The following is a 20,389-nucleotide window of genomic DNA, read 5'->3' as shown; positions in this document are numbered from 1 at the left end:
TAAAAAAAGTATAGCATTTATGGAGCAGCGTAAAAATAAAGCATCTTAAGGTTTCTAGCAATATCTTCATTTTTTCCCAATTCATTTATTACAGAATTTTACGATATTTACATTTTCATCATCTTCCCTGTTAATAAGACGAAGGCACCAAAAAAGAGTGTGCTTTGCAGACTCTGGCGCAGGAGTTTTTATATTATAAGAAATACGTTCCTTTGATATAAAAAAACGGCATTTATTTTCAAATATCCTTAGAAAATAAGATGCCGTATCATTTTAAAAGCATTTTTATCATTCGTATCTGTCTCTATTGTAAACTCACTGCTGCACTGGGAGGGGCTCCCCGTACAATCAGTTCCCGGCGTTCCCATTTCTGCAGACAGTCCACCGGGGTCCTTCTTCTCCGTACCCGTCACGGACAAAGCCGTTGTTTAGCAGGACCTTTTGGGATATATCATTGCCCGGCTCCGTTTGTGCTGAGACACATTGGACACCCTTTTGTTCCAGTGCCCATTTCACCATACCGTTTACAGCTTCTGTCGCGTAACCCTTCCGCCGGTATGCCTCATCTATCCCATATCCGATTTCTACGGTTCCTTCTGCATCAGGTGTGCCTTTGAAACCAATTCCGCCTATTATGGATCCGGATGCCAGGCTGATTTTCCACTCCGAGCCCCATTCTTCCTGCCCTGGCAACTGTCCCATGGTTTCTAACATGTCTTTGTATGCCTTTTTCATCTCCCTGTCCACCTCTTTTTCATAAAGTATGGTGAGTTCTTCCATGCTTTGGGGAGTCATACAAAGTCTTTTTGTTGAAACAACGTTTTTTTTCATGCGGTCATCAGCTGAAAAACAGCTCCTTCACTTCCTTTACAGGCATCTCCTGGCCCGTATAAAGCTTAAATGCCTCAGCCCCCTGCCATACAAGCATTCCCTGACCGTCAATGCATGTGCAGCCGGCAGCCTTTGCCTCTCTTAACATCTTCGTTTCCTTTGGATTATAAACCGCATCCACCACAACCAGGCCCGGACGGAACATGGCAGCATCCTTTACAACGCTTTCATTATCCATGGGTTTCATGCCGACAATGGTGGCATTTGCCAGAATATCGCTGGTGGCTATCTCTTCCCTCATCTTTTCAATATCAGCAATATCAAACACATTGACAATGCATTCCGGCTTTTCCTGCCTGATTTTTTCTGCGGTATTTAAGGTTCTTTCAAAGAACGCATCCTTTATATTAAAGATGGAGATTTCTCTGGCACCCTCCAGAGCACACTGTACCTGGATCGCAGCTGCTGCTCCGCCTCCGCCGCAGACAAGGATCTTCTTACCTGCAATTTCCACTCCATGATCCCGGAGATTATCCACAAAGCCCTGGCCATCGGTAATATGGCCGATCAGCCTTCCTTCTTCATTTACTATGGTATTGACCGCACCGATGATGCGGGCGGCAGGGGACAGCTCATCCATGTATTTCACGGCTTCGTTCTTACATGGCATGGTCACGTTGCAGCCTCTCATACGGAGTGTCTTTACGGCCTCAATGGCCTTTTCCACCTCATCCACCTTGATATCAAATGCAAGATATGCGTAATCCAGACCCAGCTTTTCAAAACAATAATTATACATGGCCGGTGAACCGGAGTGTCCTACCGGCGAGCCAATCAAACCTAATAAACCTGTTTTTCCTGAAATTCTTTTTTCCATTGTTTTTTCTCCCTTCCACTCTTTCGCCCATCTTCTCAGGACAGGGCCCACTCCGTTTTACCGGTTGTAAAGGCATGCCCGTATTACCGATAAGATACACTTCTTTTACCGGCTTGTCAATATTTTCTCCTGACAGTTCAAAAGACGGAACCCTTTTTCTCTTGTTCACGGTCTTGATCAGATGACGGCCTTTATTAAAAACCATACAACAGGCACCAATAAAGACGGAAGCATATTTAAGGCCTTGCAGTCCTTGATTTTTAATATAGAAAGGCCGGAACTAAAGATCAGAAAACCGCCCACAAGAGAAATCTCAGTTAACAGCTGGGGAGTTAAAAAAGCGGAAAGGCTGCCGGAAAAAAGATAGATGCTTCCCTGCCACAAAAATAATACCACTGCAGATAAGGCGATCCCAATCCCATAGGTGGAAGCCAGGACCATGGACGTCACAAAGTCCAGAGTTGCATTTGTAAACAGATAGGTATTGTTTCCGTAAAGTGCGCTTTCCATTGGACCCAGAATCGAAAGCGTCCCGATACAAAACAGCAGGATCGCCGTAGACAGCCCCTGGCCTAAATCTCCTTTTGAAAAACGGGCCACAACCCTGTCAAACTTGTCCATCAGATTTAACCTGGTGCCAAGGAGACTTCCTGCCGCAAGGCTGATGATAAACAGCACGGGATAGCTGCTCTTTGGCATATTCTGCACGACTGCATTGATGCCCAGACCGCAGGCGGAAAGACCCATGGCGTTATATAATGCATTCTGGTATTTGTCCTCGATCCCTTTTTTCACACAAGTTCCTATGACACTGCCGGTCAGAATCGCAGCTGTATTTACAATGGTTCCTATCACGGTTGTCCTTCCTCCCTGAAACGAAATGTATTCCATAAATTTCAAGCTTTTCCTATGAAAACCAGTATACCAGATTCCACCCATTTTGCAAGACATTGTGAAAAACCTGACCCTGTCCTCTTGGTTTAAGCCACCTCTCTTACATAAAGAATACCGGGCAGCTGCCCCATTTCTTCGATGATTTTCGTATGATTTACCTTATGCCGGAAATTGACTTCAAAGGTCAGCGTGCCGAATTCCCCATTTAAGGTCTTTATCTTACCAAACTCCAGGTCTAAAATCTGATAATGGGAATCATCTGCATACAGGGATAAATTCTGCATGGAAAACTCTTCGTTATACTCCAGATATATTTCCATTGTCTTTGCGTGGGTCTTTATGTAAAGGTCGATTTTTTTTAAATACATGAGAGAAAAAATAATAAAAACGCTTCCTAAAATGGCTCCCCCGTAAAACCCGATCCCTACCGCCAGCCCTACCGCTGCTGTTGCCCAGATACCTGCTGCAGTTGTCAGGCCCCTGATCTCGTTTTTAGAAGTGGTGATGATCGTTCCTGCTCCCAAAAATCCGATCCCGCTTACCACCTGGGCTGCCATTCGTGTAGGATCCACATTGGTATAAATGGTTGCAATATACTGATTGGTAATCATAATAAGAGCTGAGCCGCACCCCACCAGGAGATAGGTCATAAAGCCTGCCGGGCGGTTCCTTAAGCCTCGTTCCATTCCTATGGCCCCGCATAAAATAATGGACAAAAACAGCCGGAATGCTATAGAGGCAGTGTTTACCTGTGATAACATATAAAGAATCAATCACCTCTCCCGTTTTATGTGATAAGATACATAAGTTCCTGAATCAATTCTCTATTATCTGGCTGGCAATTCCCTTCACAAATTACATTGTGTCTGTAGGTCCCGCACCTGGTACAACGGTGGATGAGCTGAAATCCCTTTTTCGTGTGGTATCGGATCCCTGTCGGCTTCATAAGTCCTTTGCAGCTGTTTTTTCTGTCCCCCGGGATTTCCTCATCCACATGGAGGGAAAACAGGCAAAAAGGACAATGGTTTCTGTAACTGCCGTTTAATATGGGCAGTACCTCTCTTTTGCAATTCTGACATACAAATGCTGCATTCAGCCTTCTTTTTTGCATGAAAAATTACCTCCGTTTACTGAAAAACGGAGGCATTTTCTCATGATCGTAACACAATGAGCCGCATATTAAATCCTATGCAGCCTCCGTTTTTTTATATTCTCATTTCTGCTGTTCCTCTCATATTCCATACGCATCACTCCTTTTCCTTCTCCATATCTCTATTGAATCTCAGGCTTTAATTTGTTCATCAGGCAGAAATACTGATAAAATTCCTCAGCTTCCTTCCGGCGCTCCTCATCAAGGATCGACCGCTGCATATCAAAAAGGATCTTCTGCATGGTTATATTGGAAAAATACTTCAGTTCTACATTTCCCCATTTTGAAATCTCCGCTCCGTCAGAAAAATAATCCCAGTACAACAGCATTTCCTTATCCTCCAGGCGGATTCTATATTTTTCATGACTTTGGATCATGCCATCCCTGCAGGCCGAACTTTCAAAATTATCCTGCAGCATAAAGGCCCCTATGATGCGCCGCCTCTTTTCTGCGATGCCTTTGGGACATTCCGTAAGGAGACAGGCGGAATTCAGTTTAATTCTGACCGGAATCTTGGGTTTACCCTTGGAACCGCCGCTCTGATAAGAGCCTGCATAGACTGACCATGAAGAAAAAACGCTTTCCCTGTCATTCTCTACAAACCCAAAGGCAGCCTGGGAATCAGGACGGATCTTCATATTTTGTATTTCCTCCAGGCGTTCCTGCTCGCTGATCTCCTCAGCCCGCCTGCTTTCTTCCTCCTGCATGATATGCTTCAGCATGTTATCCATTTCTGTCTGCACAGTTTTATCCTTGAGGGTCAGAAACTTCTTAAAAGAATTAGGATACAAAAATTTCTTCTCTCCCTGGGGGAACAATACGGTGATATATCTTTCCCTCAGCTCCATGACCTTGCCCTCACCGAACTTCATGTGACTGACTTCCATTCCTTCCAAATGCATGCTTATTCTCCTTTCAAAAAAAAGAAAGGCTTTTCATATCTATGCCACCGGCACAATACTAAAAGCCCTTCTTACAAAAGACGGTTCTTTACTGGTCATTGGTTTTCCACGGAACGCCAAATCCAATGCCTGAATCTAACGTTCACCTCTATTATAACACACAAAACAGGAATAAGCAATACCCATCCCCCATCTTCAGGCAGAGATCTGGGGAACACCTGAATAAATACCGGCTTTTTATCACCGGTCTGATCTGTATTTGATTGCCAGTCCCTTTAGGAAATTTCTGGCATACCGGTCCTGGCATTCCTTATAGTTGCGCTGCCCTTCCCTTCGCAAAACCGCACTTAATTCACCGTTGGATAAATTGATTCCAACAGACTTAAAAATATCAAGCATATCATCGCCGGTAAGGGACAGGGCGATTTTAATCTTTTTAAGCAGGACATTATTGACTGATCTGTGATTCTTTATCATAAACAGCGGTTTCTCCTGCTCTCCTGGCTTTGGCTCCTGCCTGCCTCTCTTGAAAACAATATAACCATTCAAAAAGGATTCCAGCATAAAATCATCGCATATATCCCTGTCCTGATCCTCAACGGCCTTTTGTTCTCCGGAAACGCTTAAACCGGCCTGCGGCTTAACCAGAAGTCTTCGGATCTTTTCCTTTGTAATTGTGATTCCGCCCAATCTGAATATTTCGATCATATCAGAATCCTTGATATCCATGGCATACCGCAATCTTATTAATATATCGTTGTTATCCACACAGTTCCTCCTTAAGGAATAAATTTTTACATGAAAACTGCAATAAAGAGATTATACTCATTCGTGAAGAAAATAGCAATCTTTCTCATAGGATGTTCTAAAAAATATGGTATACTGTAAACACAAACTGCTTTTTAAGAGGGGACATTTATGGATAAGGAAAAAGTGATTAAAAGCATTAAAATTGCCGCTGCAGCAGTGCTGGCCATTGCCATTGCCGCTGAGCTTGGCTTAAAATATTCCGCTACTGCAGGCATCATCACAGTACTCAGCATACAAAATACCAAGAGGGAAACCATTAAAAGCGCCAGAAACCGGACTTTGGCTTTTTTGTGCGCCTTAATGCTGGCCGCAGTCTCCTTCCGGCTTCTGGGCTTTACCCTGATTGCATTTGCAGCATATCTTCTCTTATTCGCCCTGCTTTGCCTGTATGCGGACTGGGGAGAAGCAATTGCCATGGACTCGGTATTGATCACCCATTTCCTGGCTGAGCAGTCCATGTCCGCGCCTCTCATAGGAAATGAGATCGCTTTGTTCCTGATTGGAACAACCGTAGGGGTACTTGTGAATATGCATCTTCGAAGAAGGGAAAAAGTATTTCAGAAACTGGCTGATGATGTGGATATGCAGATTAAGGGAATCTTAAACCGCATGTCCCTTTGGCTGATGGAGGAAGATAAAAGCGGATATGGCCCGGATTGCCTCATCCAGCTTAAGGAAAGCCTGGATCAGGCCAGAAGATGTGCCCTTAATAATTACAACAACGCACTTTGGAAAAAGGATTCCTATGAAGTGGATTATGTTCAGATGCGTCAGCAGCAAAGCATGGTGCTTCAGGAAATTTACGAAAACATCAAAAGCATCACCTGCCTGCCCAGACAGGCACAGCAGGTGGCACAGCTGTTAAAAGGAATTGAACAGGGATATCACAGAGAAAATACGGCAGAAGGGCTTTTAAAGGACTTGGACCTTTTGTTTCAGGAGCTGAAAAGCCATGAGCTTCCCTCTGACCGGGAGGAATTTGAAGCCAGGGCCATTCTGTTTTATATCTTAAAGCAGATAAAAGAGCTGTTGATGATAAAGAGGGAATTTGTTCTGGCTCATCGAAGGTAATCTTAAGACAAAGGCAGAGACTAAGCCACAAAAAAATGCCCTCCTTGCAGCAAATAGTTACAATTCTCTTCCTATTCACCACAAAGGGAGCATATCATTTTATCCAGTTTAAAGATTATCATGCAAAACCAAAATATCTCATGATACCTAAAAAAATACCATACGCAAATCCATACTGGTCATCACGCAGTTTTTCTGAATCCAACGGACTGCTTAAGTAGCCCAATTCCACAAGGTTGGCCGGCATATTTGCATTTCTTAAAACATACAGGGATGGGTTTTCCCTGATCCCGTTGTTTGCTGTTCCAGTCACCTGGTTTACGCCTTCCATGATCTGCTCTGCCAGCCACTGTGCCTGGGTATAATATTGGTAAATATATACCTCCGTTCCATTAATGGCAGGGTTTGGATTCACATTGCAATGTATGCTGATAAAATAGTCGGCCGGCCATGAATTGGCCATGGCAACTCTCTGGGCAAGACTGGTGGTATTATTAGTTCCTAATACGGTGGTGGGCTCCGGCCTGGACACCCGTGCTTCAAATCTTGGATCACTGTTTAATAAATTCAGCAGATAAATCCCCACCTGATAGTTGATTTCCGACTCACGCAAACCATTAGCTTCCGCACCACTGTTAAAATATCCGCTGGGATTATGACCTTGATCAATAAATATTTTAATAGCCATATTAGCATTTCCTTTCATACTTAGCTATAATAAATATATGACCTAATCCCGCAAATGCCACATGTTATCAGGCTTTTTGTCTATTTTCACATACAAAAACAGAAGATTTCCTAACAGATCCTGGGCAGACTTTCGCCGTATAAAACATCAATGGTCCTGCTTCCCTGCAGCCTGGTTTTCATTGTCACGCCCCTGCCCTCCAGAACTGTTCCGATGATCCTGGCATTTTTTCCGTATTTGCTTTTCTGAATTGCCTGCAAAGCCTTTTGAGCCTGGTTTTCAGGAACAACGGCTATCATTTTTCCTTCGTTTGCCATATAAAGAGGATCCAGACCCAGGATGTCACAAAAGCCTTTGACCTGGAAACTGACCGGAATGGTTTCCTCCCATATTTCCACCTTACAGAAGGACTGGTCCGCCGCCTCATTAAGAACCGTGGCAAGCCCTCCTCTGGTAACATCCCTCATGCAATGAACCTGGATTTTTTCGTCCAGAAGATGTTTTACCATGGAGTGAAGAGGTGCGCAGTCACTTGCGATCTGGTTTTCGATCCCCATCCGGCTGGAAAGAATGGCTGCATGGTGTTCTCCAAGATTTCCGGAAAGAATAATGGAATCCCTTGGCCTGCACTTTGAAATGCTGATCCCTCCTTTCCGGATCTCACCTATTCCGGAAGTATTGATATAGATTCCGCCGTTTCCCTCCACTACCTTTGTATCACCGGCTACGATCTTTACGCCCGCCTCTCTGGCTGCCAGTGCCATGGAAGCGGCTATCTGCTCCATCGTCTCAAGCTCTGCCCCCTCTTCTATAATGAAGCCGGCAGTTAAATATCTTGGGACAGCTCCCATCATGGAAAGGTCGTTCACCGTCCCGCATACGGCCAGCTTCCCGATATCTCCTCCTTTGAAAAACAAAGGAGTGACCACAAAGGAATCCGTTGTATAGGCAATTTTCCCTTTGATATTTATTACAGCGGAATCTTCCAGCCTGTTTAAGGTTTTATTATTAAAATGCTTTAGAAACACCTCACTGATGAGATTGCCTGTCTGTTTTCCTCCGCTGCCGTAGGACATATTAATTTTCATGGCCTGACCTCTCCTTTCATTCTCTTTCTCTAATCCCTTCAGGATCATGAATTCTGATACCAGATGCCGCATGCCCCTTCCTGGGATACCATACAGGGACCAATGGCATGAAGCGGGGAGCAGGCAGTTTTAAACAGGGGACATTCCGGCGGATTGATCCGCCCAAGGATGACTGACTTACACTTACAGCCAACCGGCATGTGCTCTTTTGCCGCCTCTCCATGACTTCCTGCATCATAAGTTCTGTATTTCTCCTTAAGCCTTAAAGCGGATTTTTCTATGGTCCCAATCCCCCTCCAAAACCCATCGAAAGCTTCAAAGTATCGTTCAATCAGTGCAGCAGCTTTCCGGTTTCCTTCCTCTGTCACAGCGCTGGCATACATATTTTTCACTTCAAAGCGCTGCTTCCTGATCTGGGTCATGATCTCATATACGGCGGCCAGGATATGCTCTCCTTCAAAGCCTGCTATGACAAAGGGCTTTTGGTATCTTGCCGCCAGCTCCCGGTACACTTCGCTTCCTGTGATCACGCTGACATGTCCGGGACTTAGAAACCCGTCAATGTTTTTTTCCGTTTCACAGAGAAAGGAAAGGGCCGGCACAATGGTTTTTAAAGAGGTCAAAAGCTTTAGATTCTCAATTTTCTTCTCACGGATCTCCTCAAGGAGCAGAGCATATATGGGGGCCGTGGTTTCAAATCCAACTGCCGCAAAAACATATTGGGTCTCCCTGTTTTTCTCCGCTTCTCCTACTGCCAAAAGGGGAGAATACAGGATTTTCACCCGTCCTCCGGCTGCCCTTGCCTCTGTCAGGCTCATCCTGCTTCCTTTGACTTTCATCATATCTCCAAAGGTGAGTACGCAATGGTTCGCCTTTAGGGAATATTCCGTCAGCTCATCAATATAGGCGGAAGAAGTGACGCAGACCGGACAGCCTGGCCCGGAAATCAACTGGATCTTAGGTGAAATCATGGTCCGGATGCCATTTTTAAAGATGCTGGCCGTATGGGTCCCGCATACCTCCATGATCTTTACCGGCCTTCCGTCATAATTTTTCAGTTCATGGATCACCTGCTCAATCATATTTTATATCTCCTCCATAAGCTGGGAAAATATGGAGAGAATTTCCTGGGCTGCATCTTCCCTTAAAACCTCAATGACACAGCCGGCATGTATGAGAACATAATCTCCGACCTTTGTATCCACCAGCCTTATATTTGCATCGGTAATATTGTCCATAATGTTGACCTTTGCATAATCACCCTTAATTTGAATCACTTTTCCCGGCACTGCAACACACATGGCATTCTGTCCTTTCCAAATCCATAATCCCGGATTTTAAGTATTCGTTTCCCAGATAAGCCTGGCCAAGGCTCACTCCCCCGTCGTTTGGAGGAACCGCCTCATTCCAATAGACTTGAAATCCTTTTTCCCTTAAAAGCCTGATGGTATGCCCGGTGAGAAGGGAATTTTGAAAAACACCTCCGCTTAAGGCTACCGCATTGCTTAAGTATCTGCCCCGCAGCTTCCCGCATACAGATGCGATTCCCTGCGCCAGTGCAAGATGAAAGCCAAGAGCAAGGGAACCTGTCTCTGACCTGCTTCTCCTGCTGCAGAGGGCTTCAAAAACCGGCCGGGGATCCAATTCCAGGAAAGCCTCGTGTTCCTTGATCCCAAAAGAAAGCTCTGCCGGCTTTACCCGGTTTCTCTCTGCAAGCACCGCCTCTTTTTCCAGCAATATGGCACATTCTCCCTCATACCGGTTCTCATGCCCGATATTTAAAACAGATGCCGCCCCATCAAACAGACGTCCCACGCTGGAAGTCAAAACCCTGTTGACATGATGTTCCAGGGCGGCTTTTATCACATCCAGCCTCTCATCCTGAACGTAAGCTTCAAGGCCTGCGTGAAGCAGACAGCAGGTGGCCGTTTTCCTGGCATCCCCCATGGACCTGTCTCCTCCCAGAATGGGAAACAGGCTCAAATGGGCTGCCCGTATGAAGTCACTTCCTTCACAGACAAGAAATTCTCCGCCCCATATATTCCCGTCCGTCCCATAGCCGGTCCCGTCAAAGGCAACTCCGATCACCGGTCCCTTTAAATCATGCTCGGCGAGAACCGATGCAACATGGGCATGGTGATGCTGTACTCTTAAAACAGGGATGTCCAGAGCCTTTGCAAAACGCGCGGAATGGTAGTTGGGATGAAGATCACAGACCGCCAGCCCAGGCTCAACTCTAAGGAGCTTAGTCAGATCATGATAGGCATTTTGAAATTCCTTCATAACCGAATCTTCTTCCAAGTCTCCAAAATACTGGGATAACACTGCATTTCCTTTATGACAAAGGCAGAAGGATGCCTTTAAATCTCCTCCAGACGCAAATATTCCGGCCTTTGTCCGCCCTTCTCTTTCATTCCCCTTTTCCTCTTCTTTAGGAAGAAAAACCGGATATGGGACATAACCTCTGCTTCTTCGGATCAACTGGGGCCTGCCTTCAATTATTTTAGCAACAGAATCATCCACGGAACGGACAATCCTTCTTTTATTATATAATACACCGCTTAAATAAGGAGATGAGAGAGCCAGCATGAGTTCATCCTCACGGATGATAGGCTGTCCGGAAATATTGGCGCTTGTCATGACCAGTGGCCCAAGCCTTTGCATCAGCATATGCTGGAGAGGTGTATACGGAAGGAAAGCTCCGCAATCAATACTTCCATTTCCTACAGAGGGAGCCATAGAATCCTGTTTTATGGTACGCCCTGGGGGTATGCCTGTACACCCGGTGACGCGTGGTTGGCTCTGCCCGGAAATCGTGGGAAATAATATGGAAAGCAGAACAATGGGCCTTGCCTTGGATTCCAGCAGTGTTTTTTCTACCTCAGAAACAAGACAGTATTTGTTTATTTCCGGAATTCCAGGAAACATGACTGCAAAAGGCTTTTCCTCCCGCCCCTTTAATTTGCGGAGCCGTTTTACCGTATCTTCCCTAAAAGGGGAACAAGCCAGGTGATAGCCTCCGATTCCCTTAATTGCAACGATCCCTCCCCGGGCCAGCTCAGACAGCGCTTTTTCAAACGCTTCCCTTTCCCGCAGTTCTCCGGTGTCATGTTTCTTGTCCCTATAGATCAGGTAGGGGCCGCAGTCATTGCAGGAAATAGTCTGGGCATGAAACCGTCTGCCATCAGGCGAGGTGTATTCTTCCAGACAGGTGCTGCACAGGGAGAAATCCCTCATTGTTGTACGATTTCTGTCATAAGGAAGCTCCTCAATTATGGTATATCTGGGGCCGCAGGATATGCAGCTGATAAATGGATTCTGATATCTTCTGTCAGCCGCATCAGAAAGCTCTTTCATGCATTCCGGGCAGACCGGTAAATCCGGTGGAATCACTGATATTTCCCCGCCGGATTCGCTCCCTATAATGATAAAATCATCAAGGTCCATGAAAGGAATCTCTTCTGCTTCCATCTTTATAATTTCCTGGCCGCCCTTCCTGTTTTCCTTTAAGCCGTCCAGAAACCGGCCGATCATATCCCTTTCTGCCTGGGCCACAATCTCAACATAGCCGCCTACATTACGGACCTGTCCTTTTATCCTGTATTGTTTGGCTGTACGGTAAACAAGGGGTCGGAATCCAACCCCCTGTACAATGCCGTAAACTCTTATTTTTTCTGTGATAACCTGTTTTTTTCCATGATCCATTCTACTACCTTTTCATAGCCTTCTGAGCTTTTTCCGGATACCTTTATAACCGGAGCTGTTTGATTCAAAGCCCGGACTCCTTTCATAAAAAAGTCCTCGTCAAAATCAATATATGGTAAAAGATCACATTTATTCAATAAAATCAGATCAGCTTTCTCAAAAGCCAAAGGATATTTATACGGCTTATCGCTGCCCTCTGTTACCGTTGAAACCAGCATTTTGGCATGTTCCCCGATCATGAATTCAGCAGGGCATACCAGGTTTCCGATATTTTCAATAAACAGAATCCCGTCCCTGATGTTCAGCTCCTCCACCGCCTTACCGATCAGGGGGGAATCCAAATGGCAGGCGCCGCCCGTATTGATCTGAATGGCCTTCACACCAAGGGACTGGAGCATTTTTGTATCAAAATCCGCCTCAATGTCCCCTTCGATCACGTAAGATGATACCTCTGTAAGACGTTTGATGATCTGTATCAGGGAAGTGGTTTTTCCTGCTCCCGGTGCTCCCATTACATTGATAGCATAAATGCCGCTATCTGTTAATGATTCATTGATCTGCGCCGCGACCTGGTCATTTTTGTCGTAGACAGACTGCATGATTTCTATTTCTTTTTTTTCGTCCATGTTTTCCTCCACACCTAAATTTCAATAGATTTGACATAAAACTCCTGGCCAATATCTGTGGGGCGCCCCTCTCCATTACAGTCCGGACACTCAAAGGTGAACGGCTTTCGGACAAACAAGGCTCCGCAGGCACTGCACTTAAGCCTGGGCACCACCCGTTCAATATGAAGCCTGGCTTTTTCACAGGGGGTTCCTTCCGCTATCAAATCAAAATAAAGTTCAATGGAACTGGCTACGTAACCGCAGGTATCACCCACCACCAGATTGATGATCTTTACTTCCTTTGCATGATGTTTTTCAGCGTATTCTCCGGCAATCTCTATGATTCGCCGTGTGATTGGGTATTCATGCATTTCACATATTCATCCCTTACATTTTCATATGATGGCGCAGTGTACCGGCTTTCCATCTTCAGACATTTCTTAGGACACACTTCACTGCAATAACTGCATTGTATACATTTAAGCCTGTCAATACTCCACATGGCTTTTGATTTATCCGTTTGAATGGCACCTGTGGGACATCTTCTTTCACACATTCCGCAGAAGATACATTCATCCACCCGTATCCCGATCCTGCCTCTGGTGTGTTCATATGTTTCCTTTTGCTTTACCGGATAAGGAACCGTATAAGGGCCATGAATCAGGTTTTTTAAAAGCGTCTTTGACATCCTTAATATAGACATACTTTCCTCAATTCCGCTGTTTTTTGCAGCAATGACATTTCTATATATTACGGCATATCACCGTTCGGTACAGCTGATGCATGGGTCAATGGTAAGGATCAGGATGGGCACATCGGCAAGAGAACAGTTCTTTAAGGTTTCCAGCAAAGCAGGAACATTGGCAAAGGTAGGGGTACGGACCCTTACTCTGTCCAGAAACTTTGTGCCGTTTGCCTTTGTATAATAAAGGACCTCTCCTCTGGGCTGCTCTAAGCGGGTGAAATTCTCTCCCTTTGGATTTCCCGTTACCTTCCTTTTTATTTCTCCATCAGGTATGATGGCAATGCACTGCCTGATGAGATCCATGGAATGGAACATTTCCCTGATCCTGACCTTTGTTCTGGCATAGCAGTCTCCGCCCTGGTCCGTGACCGGCTTAAAGTCCAGCTTATCATAGGCTGCATATCCCTGTGACCGTAAATCCATTTCAATCCCGCTGGCCCTTGCCATAGGCCCCACTGCTCCCAGCTCAAAAGCCGCCTGTTTTGACAGCACGCCGACTCCCTTGGTGCGGAGCCTTACCGTGGAATCATTGAGGAATACAGAGGCAGCTTCCTTTAATTCCATTTCCATGCGGTTCATAACCTCCCGTATCCTGCTTAAAGTCTCAGGAGCGATATCCTTTTTCACCCCGCCGATATCACAAACAGAGAATATGACTCTGCCTCCTGTGGACTCCTCAAAAATATCAAGAACCTGTTCCCTCAATTTCCAGGACTGCATGAACAGGCTTTCGAAGCCAAACGCATCTGCCAAAAGCCCCAGCCATAAAAGATGGCTGTGCAGGCGGGAAAGCTCTGCCCAAATGGTCCGCAGAAATTTTGCCCTATCCGGGATCTCTGCCCCCATAACGCTTTCTATTGACATACAATAGCCCATGCCGTGCATAAAGGAACAAATGCCGCAAATCCGCTCCGCAACATAGACATACTGCTGATAATCCTTTTTTTCTACCAGTTTTTCCAGGCCTCTGTGAACGTATCCGATCCTGGGGATGGCCTCAACCACCCGCTCATCCTCTAAAACCAGATCCAGATGGATCGGCTCCGGAAGTACCGGATGCTGAGGTCCAAACGGAACAATCGTCCTGTTTCCCATAAGTAGCCTCCATTCTGATGCAAAACCGCACCATTTGCCTAATCGTTCCTCTGAAACGGTGTTTTGACCGGAATCTTATACAGGGTATCGTGAAAGTCCGGCGCAATACCAGTGATCTTGACTCCAAATAGTTCCTTGATCTCATTTTCATAAAGAAAGGAATAAGGGTAAATAATACTGATGCTTGGCAGTTCTGTTTCCGTATCGGTCATGATCCGTAAGTTTAAAAGCTCATAATCCTTGTCAAAGGAGTAGGTCAGTTCCATACCATCCCGGTTTGTACAGGTAACAGCAACAAGCCGGTAACCATCATTTTTTATTTTCAATGCCTCCGCCAGCAGATCATTTGCGGAGATCTCTTTTAATATCTGTTCAGCCATGATTTTCTCCATTGCCGCCCAGCAGCCGGTGTGATTTCTTTTTGACGGAGTCCTTTCTCTTTTCTTCCAAAACATCAAGTGCTTTCACCACTCCGTCTATGATGGACTCCGGACGGGCTGCACAGCCGGGCACATAGACATCCACCGGAATCACCTTCCCCACTCCTCCGGCCACGTTATAGCACTCCGCAAAAATTCCTCCTGAGGTGGCGCAGATTCCCACTGCCACAACTGCCTTTGGATCAGGCATCTGCTCATAAAGCTGCTTTACCACCGGTATGTTCTGCTCATTAACGCTTCCGGTAATGAGCAGAATATCCGCATGTTTTGGGTTGCCGGTATTGATTATTCCAAAACGCTCCACATCGTAAAGGGGGGTAAGACATGCCAGCACTTCGATATCACAGCCGTTGCAGCTTGTGCCGTCATAATGCAGAATCCATGGCGATTTTTTTACAACATTCATAATATCCTCCATTCCGCCTTTGGGCGGCTTTTATGACCTTCCAGGAATTCATCTGAAAAATGACAGGATGATCAAGTTCACCGTACCCATAATACCGGTCACGATCCATGCTGACCGAAGCGCCTGCTGCCACTTCAGCCTTGCGGTTGCATTATCTATGATAATTTCAAGGAAATACACAAACAGGCATACAATGACCGCAAAAATACGGCTCACCGGCGCAGCTGTTGCAAAAAATACATAAACCAGAGCAAGAGATATGATCACCTCATACCAGTGGGTCACTTCGATTACTGCCAAGTCCTTACCGGAATATTCCGTTGTAATGCCTTTTACGATTTCCTGATGCCCGTGATGGGACATGCTTAAATCAAAGGGGGATTTCCTCAGCTTAAAGGTCAGGATAAATAAAAGTCCCACAAACACTCCGGGAAGATAAAGGATGGATGGTTCTTGCGCCATTACAATATCCTTTACAAAAAAACTGTGCTCCGCATAATATAAGCCAATGCAGGTCAGCAGCACCATTGGCTCATAAGCCATGATCTGCAGCAATTCCCTTTCTGAACCAATGGTATTATAAGGAGAATTGGAGGCATAGCCTCCTAAAACGAAAAATACTGAACCAAGAGTCAGTGCAAATATGGCTAACAGGATATCTCCCCCTGAAAGGAGGATCACAGTAGTAAATACCACAAACACAAGGGAGATATACACGAAGAAGCGGTGCATGGAATTGACCTCAATGGATTCCTTCTGAACCAGCTTCAGTACATCGTAAAACGGCTGAAATAAAGGCGGTCCCTGTCTTCCCTGCAGTCTGGCTGATAAAATGCGGTCAAATCCTGTCAGCAAGCCTCCTGCAGCAGGAGCGAACAGCACGATCCCTATTATGATCAAAATATTCATATTACGCCATTCCTCCAATCATCAGCACCACTCCTGCAACTAAGGTTGCAATTGCTATGACATCACTCCAGAGAGATAATTTCCTGACCCCGAAGTATTCATCCATGTACCAGTTGCGCAGTTCCATCTTCCGCTTCTCTCCCATGGCTCCGTAGAAGGTTTCGTTGTCTCCCGTGTTTTCACCTGCCATATAAACCGGCACTCTTCTTCTTTTATCATTTTTATAGATGGGGATAAAGCTGATTGGCAGTATGATGAGCATACTGAGCATGCACAGCATCAGCTTGATATCATTTGTTCCAATGGGGATTGAAGCCGGTTTTCCAAAAGCCTCTGTCAGGTAAGGAATCAGGGCATATTTTGATACCAGCGGAAAGGTAAAGCAGGATACTACCACCATGGCCGCAAGTATTGTAATAGGAATTTCTTCATCCAGGTGGAATTTGTCTCCCCCCTGCTGCCTCATATTAGCCCTTGAAACCAGCTTCCCCATCCACTTTGTCCAATAAAACAATGTGGCAGCGCTGCCATAAGCCAGCACAATAACGATCACAACGTTGTTGGAGTCAATGAAGGCCTTCATTGCAACCCATTTTGATATGAGCATTCCAAAGGGAGCCAGGAACATTCCCGCAATGCCGATCATCATATAAAGGGCCAGTTTTTTCGATATTCCAAGAAGAACATCCATATTTTCCACATCCCTGTTTCCAATCTGGTGCTCTGCAGAACCAACGGATATAAAGAGCAGGGATTTGGATACTGCATGGAATATAATCAAAAGAATGGCTGCCCATAAAGACTCCTGGGTCCCCACGCTGGCGCATATGACGATAAGTCCAAGATTAGCCAGGGTGGAATAGGCCAGGATCTTCTTGGCATCACTTTGGGAAATCGCCATAAGGGAACAGGCCAGGAAGGTAATTCCCCCCACAAAGGTCACGGTTCTTCCCACAGGAGTTGCGCCCAAAAGCGGCGCAAGCCGGAGAAGAAGATATACTCCTGCCTTTACCATGGTAGCAGAATGGAGAAGGGCAGAACTGGGAGTGGGTGCCACCATGGCACCAAGAAGCCAGGAAGAAAAGGGCAGCTGAGCTGATTTGGTCAGTGCTGCCATGGATAAGAAAAATACAGGTATCATCATTTCTGCTTCCGGTTTTAAGGAAGTGACCACTGATAATTCCAGAGTATTATAACAGGTGCCGATGAAAATGATTCCTGCCGCAAAAGCAACTCCGCCCCCCAGATTGATCACCAGGGCGCGGAAGGAATTGTTTCTGGCTTCCTTAGTCCGGGTATAGCCGATCAGCAGGAAGGAACAAAGAGTGGTAAGCTCCCAGCAAAAATACATCCAGGTCAGATCATTGCTTAATACAATGCCAAACATGGCGGAGAGAAATAAAAATAGAACTGCGAAAAAGAAACCCTTCCTCTCTTGATATTCCTTGTGATGGATATGATATGTTTTCATATATCCCACCGCATAAATACAAATCAGGCTCCCCACCAGTCCGACAACCAATACCATAATTGCCGTCAGCTTATCAAAAACCATGGCATGGTTTACTTCAATCTTGTTTTTTACCGTGAATTCAAAACATAGCATTGCTGCTGCCTGTACAAAGGATAAAACAGAAATAACATATTTTTTATACCGGATACCAATGGATATCACATAGACCGCCACCGCTGCCTCTGCAACTGCCATGATAAAATCAATCGCCTTTTCCCAATGGAAGGAGAAAACAATCCCGTTTTTAAAATACAATCCTGCGGCTGCCAAAGTCAAAACAGCCGTGCCTGCGGCTCCTGCCCTGACCATCATATTTCTTGTCTCATCATTTTTGACAAAAAGGATTCCTAACGCTGCAGCCAATGGAAATAAAATCAATACCGTTATCGCACCCATACACTTATCACCCTGTTTTTGTTTTATAGTATCTGTCACAATGGAAAATAAAAAAATCAACAACACCGTCAAAATTCTCTAATTCCATGAACTTTTCCGTACCATTGATGAATTCGTGCTCATTATAACACACTAAAAGTGGTTGTCAATGTTTTGTTTTATGTACAATTTACACAATTTTTACACTCAAAAGTAAAATATAGAAAATCAAAGCAAAGGAAAGAGAGAACTTCTCAATAAGCAGGATAAAACTGAAAAATGCGGGGGCAGACCATGCTTTTATGCAAAAATATATACGACTTCTTAACAAGATTTACACAAAAATAAACAGCATCTTAACACAATGACGATTTCTCAACAAAAAATCCAGGTGTAAAGAAATTGTTAAATTAATAAAAAAGCATCCGGATGTCCGTCCGAATGCCTCTTTTCTGCCTCTTATTCCTTAATGCCTGATCATAATCCTTTCCCCATGCCCGCCGATCCAGTAGTTGACACCGGGATATTTGGCTGTAAGATAATCCGCAAACAGCCATGGATCCTCACTGTTTTTTTCAAACATCTCGTAATGGGCCGGGATCACCAGACCGGGCCTGAAAGTCCCCGCCATATCCGCTGCTTCCTGGTATGTCATGTTGCCGATGACGTTTTCCTTATATCTCCTGCCATCCCGTCCATTGATGGGAAGGAACATCACATCAAGCTTTTCAAATTTCCTGAGCCTGCCATACATCCCTTCGTAAATACAGGTGTCTCCGGAATGGTACAGGGTGCAGCCTCCTCCTTCCACAACACAGCCCTGATAGGGGAAAGAACCTGTATCCGGATCCTGGTCAAGAAATTCATGGGCAGCGGCTATCCCTGTTATGCTCATATCATCCAACAGCTTTAAAGTAACCCCATCATCAAGCCCCAGAAACCGGTCTTCTTTTATATTAAGATCGTTGGAAAGGGAAGAGATGAGCAGTTTTGGCACGATAAATTTGGCATTTGGAGAGCTGACTGACAGCTGATGCCAGACCTTCCTGTCAATATGGTCCGCATGGTCATGGCTTCCAAAGATGTAATCTGCATTTGTCACCTCCTCAGGCTCTAACAGGGAAGGGACCCTTCTGTTTGGATGCGGGGATAAAAAGGCATCCATGTAAAAGGTCCTGCCTCCAAGCTTTACGGCAAAGCCTAACTGGCCAAGCCACCAAATCGCCGCCTCTCCAGCAGCCGGCATGGTTTCATAAATCTCATTGATCAATTCCTTACCTGTTTTCATATATGTATTCCACCTTTCCTACGGGCTTCTTTTCTGATGCATTCATCATATCACAATTTATTTCCCATATGTAAATATTTTATGAAAAACGGCAGACAAACAAGCATCCTGTCTTTTGATCCTGAGCAATGTATAAAACTAAAAATTTTTCCGGTTCACCGCTTTATTTTTATTTTAAAACAGGTTTTTGTGGTAAAATAAACAGAGCAAACAAAATACAAAAACAGAAAGAAGAGGTACCACATGGAACAGGAACTCCCAACCACCATTGATGAATACATCACAGGCCGCGCCCCGGAAATACAGCCCCTGCTGCGAACGCTGTACCAGACCATTAAGGAAGCCGCACCAAAAGCAGAGGAAAAAATCAGCTGGGGAATGGCCACATTTGTCTATTACGGCAATCTGGTGCATTTTTCAGCAGAGAAAAAACATATCGGATTTCACCCGGCCCCCACCGCAATTGAAGCCTTTGAAGAAGAGCTGAAGGAATACCGCTTCTCTAAGGGCACGGTCCAGTTTCCCTATGACAAGCCCCTTCCCTTGGAACTCATTGGCAGAATGGTCCGCTTCCGGGTCACCGAGCAGGAAGCGCTGGCAGAGGAGAAAAGGGCAGGAAAAGCAAAGGAAAAAACATTGCGTCCCCGCTATCCCATGCCTGATGATGTGATGACAGAACTTCAAACGGAAGGTCTCACCCAAGCCTATGATGCCCGTCCCCCCTATCAGAGAAACGATTATATCGGATGGATCACAAGAGCCAGGCGACCGGAAACGCGCAGAAAGCGGATCAATCAGATGCTTGATGAACTGCGCTCAGGGGATGCCTACATGGGCATGGCTTATTCCTCCAAAAAAACCACTCAGGCCGGTCCTTTTTAACCGGCCTTTTTTCTTCCATACCATTTCTTAATAATTCTTAATTCCCCTGATTTTCATTGTCATTCTATCCACAAATGATATAATTTTTCATAGCCAAAGGGATATTCGCAAT

At 45.3% G+C, this 20,389-nt stretch carries 23 protein-coding genes; 2 read left to right on the top strand and 21 right to left on the bottom strand.

Annotation, left to right across the window (positions count from 1 at the left end; translation table 11 throughout):
• Nucleotides 1-348 precede the first annotated feature (348 nt).
• The 7 genes from K401_RS0119650 to K401_RS0119620 form a co-directional block, all read right to left on the bottom strand.
• Entirely contained in the window at nt 349-831 is a 483-nt protein-coding gene (locus K401_RS0119650) for a GNAT family N-acetyltransferase (RefSeq protein ID WP_024294559.1), read from the bottom strand.
• Between the two features lie 7 nt (nt 832-838).
• Nucleotides 839-1,708, bottom strand: coding sequence for a shikimate dehydrogenase (locus K401_RS0119645; protein WP_024294558.1), 870 nt, complete (start codon nt 1,706-1,708; stop codon nt 839-841).
• 177 nt (nt 1,709-1,885) lie between these two features.
• On the bottom strand, nt 1,886-2,599 hold the full coding sequence (locus K401_RS0119640; RefSeq protein ID WP_330362287.1) for a DUF554 domain-containing protein: 714 nt from the start codon (nt 2,597-2,599) through the stop codon (nt 1,886-1,888).
• Between the two features lie 89 nt (nt 2,600-2,688).
• The gene (locus K401_RS0119635) at nt 2,689-3,375 is read right to left on the bottom strand and encodes an MgtC/SapB family protein (RefSeq protein WP_024294556.1); all 687 of its coding nucleotides are present in this window, start codon (nt 3,373-3,375) and stop codon (nt 2,689-2,691) included.
• A 14-nt stretch (nt 3,376-3,389) separates the two neighbouring features.
• Nucleotides 3,390-3,713 (bottom strand): RNHCP domain-containing protein, encoded by a 324-nt coding sequence (locus K401_RS0119630; RefSeq protein ID WP_024346180.1) that lies wholly within the window; start codon nt 3,711-3,713, stop codon nt 3,390-3,392.
• Between the two features lie 161 nt (nt 3,714-3,874).
• On the bottom strand, nt 3,875-4,654 hold the full coding sequence (locus K401_RS0119625) for a hypothetical protein (RefSeq protein WP_024294555.1): 780 nt from the start codon (nt 4,652-4,654) through the stop codon (nt 3,875-3,877).
• Nucleotides 4,655-4,894: 240 nt separating this feature from the next.
• Nucleotides 4,895-5,422 carry a YehS family protein gene (locus K401_RS0119620; protein WP_024294554.1) on the bottom strand — a complete coding sequence of 176 codons (528 nt, stop codon included), beginning with the start codon at nt 5,420-5,422 and terminating at the stop codon, nt 4,895-4,897.
• A 150-nt stretch (nt 5,423-5,572) separates the two neighbouring features.
• Here K401_RS0119620 and K401_RS0119615 point away from each other — a divergent pair, with 150 nt between their 5' ends.
• Nucleotides 5,573-6,535 (top strand): aromatic acid exporter family protein, encoded by a 963-nt coding sequence (locus K401_RS0119615; RefSeq protein ID WP_024294553.1) that lies wholly within the window; start codon nt 5,573-5,575, stop codon nt 6,533-6,535.
• A gap of 118 nt (nt 6,536-6,653) precedes the next feature.
• Here K401_RS0119615 and K401_RS0119610 read toward each other — a convergent pair whose 3' ends face one another.
• The 14 genes from K401_RS0119610 to K401_RS0119545 form a co-directional block, all read right to left on the bottom strand.
• Complete coding sequence (locus K401_RS0119610; protein WP_024294552.1) at nt 6,654-7,223, bottom strand: N-acetylmuramoyl-L-alanine amidase family protein; 570 nt, start codon at nt 7,221-7,223, stop codon at nt 6,654-6,656.
• Between the two features lie 110 nt (nt 7,224-7,333).
• Nucleotides 7,334-8,311 (bottom strand): hydrogenase expression/formation protein HypE, encoded by a 978-nt coding sequence (gene hypE, locus K401_RS0119605; protein ID WP_024294551.1) that lies wholly within the window; start codon nt 8,309-8,311, stop codon nt 7,334-7,336.
• 44 nt (nt 8,312-8,355) lie between these two features.
• Nucleotides 8,356-9,393: a hydrogenase formation protein HypD gene (gene hypD / locus K401_RS0119600; protein WP_024294550.1), complete on the bottom strand. Its 1,038-nt coding sequence runs from the start codon at nt 9,391-9,393 to the stop codon at nt 8,356-8,358.
• Between the two features lie 3 nt (nt 9,394-9,396).
• On the bottom strand, nt 9,397-9,612 hold the full coding sequence (locus K401_RS0119595; protein ID WP_024294549.1) for a HypC/HybG/HupF family hydrogenase formation chaperone: 216 nt from the start codon (nt 9,610-9,612) through the stop codon (nt 9,397-9,399).
• A complete protein-coding gene (locus K401_RS0119590; RefSeq protein WP_024294548.1) occupies nt 9,575-12,016 on the bottom strand; it encodes a carbamoyltransferase HypF in 2,442 nt (813 codons plus the stop codon). Before K401_RS0119590 ends, K401_RS0119595 begins: the two co-directional genes overlap by 38 nt.
• Nucleotides 11,977-12,642: a hydrogenase nickel incorporation protein HypB gene (gene hypB / locus K401_RS0119585; RefSeq protein WP_024294547.1), complete on the bottom strand. Its 666-nt coding sequence runs from the start codon at nt 12,640-12,642 to the stop codon at nt 11,977-11,979. The genes K401_RS0119590 and hypB overlap by 40 nt, the downstream gene beginning before the upstream one ends.
• Before the next feature lie 14 nt (nt 12,643-12,656).
• Complete coding sequence (locus K401_RS0119580; protein WP_024294546.1) at nt 12,657-12,995, bottom strand: hydrogenase maturation nickel metallochaperone HypA/HybF; 339 nt, start codon at nt 12,993-12,995, stop codon at nt 12,657-12,659.
• Complete coding sequence (locus tag K401_RS0119575; RefSeq protein ID WP_024294545.1) at nt 12,962-13,327, bottom strand: 4Fe-4S dicluster domain-containing protein; 366 nt, start codon at nt 13,325-13,327, stop codon at nt 12,962-12,964. The genes K401_RS0119580 and K401_RS0119575 overlap by 34 nt, the downstream gene beginning before the upstream one ends.
• Before the next feature lie 57 nt (nt 13,328-13,384).
• Nucleotides 13,385-14,464 carry a hydrogenase large subunit gene (locus K401_RS0119570; protein ID WP_024294544.1) on the bottom strand — a complete coding sequence of 360 codons (1,080 nt, stop codon included), beginning with the start codon at nt 14,462-14,464 and terminating at the stop codon, nt 13,385-13,387.
• A gap of 38 nt (nt 14,465-14,502) precedes the next feature.
• Nucleotides 14,503-14,844: an NADH-quinone oxidoreductase subunit C gene (locus tag K401_RS0119565; RefSeq protein ID WP_024294543.1), complete on the bottom strand. Its 342-nt coding sequence runs from the start codon at nt 14,842-14,844 to the stop codon at nt 14,503-14,505.
• A complete protein-coding gene (locus K401_RS0119560; protein WP_024294542.1) occupies nt 14,837-15,310 on the bottom strand; it encodes an NADH-quinone oxidoreductase subunit B family protein in 474 nt (157 codons plus the stop codon). The genes K401_RS0119565 and K401_RS0119560 overlap by 8 nt, the downstream gene beginning before the upstream one ends.
• Nucleotides 15,311-15,358: 48 nt before the next feature.
• Entirely contained in the window at nt 15,359-16,219 is an 861-nt protein-coding gene (locus K401_RS0119555; protein WP_024294541.1) for a respiratory chain complex I subunit 1 family protein, read from the bottom strand.
• Nucleotide 16,220: 1 nt separating this feature from the next.
• Complete coding sequence (locus K401_RS0119550) at nt 16,221-18,128, bottom strand: NADH-quinone oxidoreductase subunit 5 family protein (protein ID WP_024294540.1); 1,908 nt, start codon at nt 18,126-18,128, stop codon at nt 16,221-16,223.
• Nucleotides 18,129-18,573: 445 nt separating this feature from the next.
• On the bottom strand, nt 18,574-19,395 hold the full coding sequence (locus tag K401_RS0119545; RefSeq protein WP_024294539.1) for an MBL fold metallo-hydrolase: 822 nt from the start codon (nt 19,393-19,395) through the stop codon (nt 18,574-18,576).
• 243 nt (nt 19,396-19,638) lie between these two features.
• On the opposite strand from K401_RS0119545, the gene K401_RS33945 reads away from it, so the two are divergent.
• Entirely contained in the window at nt 19,639-20,277 is a 639-nt protein-coding gene (locus K401_RS33945; protein ID WP_024294538.1) for a DUF1801 domain-containing protein, read from the top strand.
• The last annotated feature ends 112 nt before the right edge of the window (nt 20,278-20,389 follow it).

It is taken from the genome of Lacrimispora indolis DSM 755 (assembly GCF_000526995.1).
Lineage (GTDB): Bacteria > Bacillota > Clostridia > Lachnospirales > Lachnospiraceae > Lacrimispora > Lacrimispora indolis.
This window is presented reverse-complemented; position numbering and strand designations above follow the sequence as displayed.